The sequence below is a fragment of the Blautia sp. ZXY-1-C6 genome, from assembly GCF_056339875.1.
Window position 1 is genome coordinate 1 of sequence record NZ_JBWJVQ010000040.1, and the last position, 2,440, is coordinate 2,440.

The 2,440-nt window shown below is 55.5% G+C and carries 1 protein-coding gene; it reads left to right on the forward strand.

Features of this window, described 5'->3' with window-relative positions:
* Window positions 1–2,398 (forward strand): YodL domain-containing protein (locus tag AC075J_RS01830; RefSeq protein WP_476389898.1); only part of this gene is annotated, 2,398 nt, incomplete at its 5' end.
* Window positions 2,399–2,440 lie beyond the last annotated feature (42 nt).

Sequence of the window (2,440 nt, forward strand, 5' to 3'; positions counted from 1 at the left end):
GAACTTCCCTGAGGAAGTGAAAAAGTATTTCATGTATGAGGAATACGGGCGGGACGCTTCCATTAACGACGACGGTATGTTTACCGAAAAGGGCTATATCTACAACAACCGCAACACCTTTACAGAATGGTACGACGGGCGCGACGTGCCGGAGGAATACCGGGTAACGCCGCAGCCCCCGCAGCCGGAAAGACCCGACCCGTCAAAGGTAGAAATGGACGCAGCCGCGCCGGGGCAGAGAACGGCGCAGACCGCAGAGCAGCCACAGGAGCCGCGCCCGGTTATCCCTATCGTGCTGACGAGCGAGAAGCCCGCCGAAAAGCTCAAAGAGATTACCGACCGTCTGGAACAGGGTATTGCGGAACTCTTTGACAGCGAGCGTTACCGGGAATATCTGAAAGTCATGTCAAAATTCCATAATTACAGCTTCCGAAACACCGTCCTTATCGCCATGCAGAAGCCGGACGCTTCCCTTGTGGCGGGCTTTTCCGCTTGGAAGAACAACTTTGAACGAAACGTGATGAAAGGGCAAAAGGGAATTAAAATCATTGCTCCGTCACCCTATAAAATCAAACAGGAAATGCAGAAAATCGACCCGCACACGCAGAAGCCCGTTATCGGCAAGGACGGGAAGCCCGTCACCGAGGAAAAGGAAGTCACCATACCCGCCTACAAGGTGGTATCCGTCTTTGACGTTTCCCAGACCGAGGGAAAGGAGCTGCCGGACATTGCGGTTGACGAGCTGACAGGCGACGTTGACCGCTACAAGGATTTTTTCGCAGCCCTTGAAAAGACTTCCCCCGTTCCTATCGCCTTTGAGAATATCGAGGGCGGCTCTCATGGCTACTACCACTTGGAGGACAAGCGCATTGCTATCAACGAGGGCATGAGCGAATTACAGACCTTAAAGACCGCTATTCACGAAATCGCCCATGCGAAGCTGCACGACATTGACCTCAACGCGCCAAAGGACGAGCAGCAGCCCCACGTTGACCGCCGCACCCGCGAAGTCGAAGCGGAAAGCGTCGCCTATACTGTCTGCCAACATTACGGGCTTGACACGTCGGACTACTCTTTCGGCTATGTCGCCGGGTGGAGCAGCGGGCGGGAGCTGTCCGAGCTGAAAAGCTCCCTTGAAACGATACGCAGCGCAGCCGCCGAGATTATCAATTCCATAGACGAGAACTTAGCGGAGCTGCAAAAGGCACAGGACAAGGAGCAGACCGCCGGACAGGAGCAGCCCACCAGAGAGGGACAGGAAGCCGCGCCGGAGAAGCCGGATCCGGAAGCAGCCGCACCGGGAAAATCCGGCGCACAGGAAAAAGCGGGCGCAGCCCCGAAAGAAGCCTTTACCCCGGAAACGATTTACAGAGTGCGCCGGAACCCTTACAGCGACAGCCGGGAAAACAGCTACCTCTTGCAAGCCTATGTGACACAGGAGAACGGGCGGGCGAAAATGGGCGACGTGCTTTATACGGGAACGCCGGAGAAATGCCGCGAGCTTATGGGGCAGCTCAAAAGCGGCGAGCTGACCGAGGGCGACGTGAAGCAGCTTTACGCAAAGGCACAGGAAACGGCGCAGACCGCCGGACAGGACAAAGACACCTTTTCCATTTACCAGATAAAGGGCGGGGACGAAACAAGGGATTTCCGCTTTGAGCCATACGACCGCCTGCAGGCGGCGGGAAATGTGGTTGACAGGGCGAACTATGAGCTTGTCTATTCCGCGCCCCTTGCGCCGGAAACTTCCCTTGAAGATATTTACACCTGTTTCAATATCGACCACCCCAAAGATTTTAAGGGACACAGCCTTTCCGTTTCCGACGTGGTAGTGCTTCATCAGGACGGACAGGACGCGGCGCATTTCGTTGACAGTGTAGGTTTTCGGGAAGTGCCGGAGTTTTTACAGGAGCAAAAGCAGCTTACCCCGGACGACTTGGAAACGGGCGAAACTGTCAAGACACCGAGGGGGACTTTCCATGTGACCGCCATGAGCCGGGAGCAGATAGAAGCCGCCGGATATGGCTTTCACCACCAGTCGGACGACGGAAAGTATCTGATTATGGGGAATGGGACGCGGGCGTTTGCCGTTGCCGCAGAACAGGCGCAGCGGGACAATCCCTTGAAAACCGCCGAGCAGACCACAGAGCAGAACGGGAACATGATTGACGGTATCATCAACAACACCCCCACCGTTGACGAACTGGAAGCAAAGGTAAAGGCGGGCGAGCAGATTTCCCTTGTTGACCTGGCTAACGCTGTCAAAGCCGACAAGGAGCGCGGCAAGGGAGCGAAGCCGGAAAAGAAACCCTCTATCCGGGCGCAGCTTAGAGCCGACAAGGAAAAGGCACAGAAGAAAAACGCAAAGCAGAAGTCACAGGACTTGGAAAGGAGCTGACCCATGCCGGAACAGAGCAAATTTGAAAACATGGATTTGTTT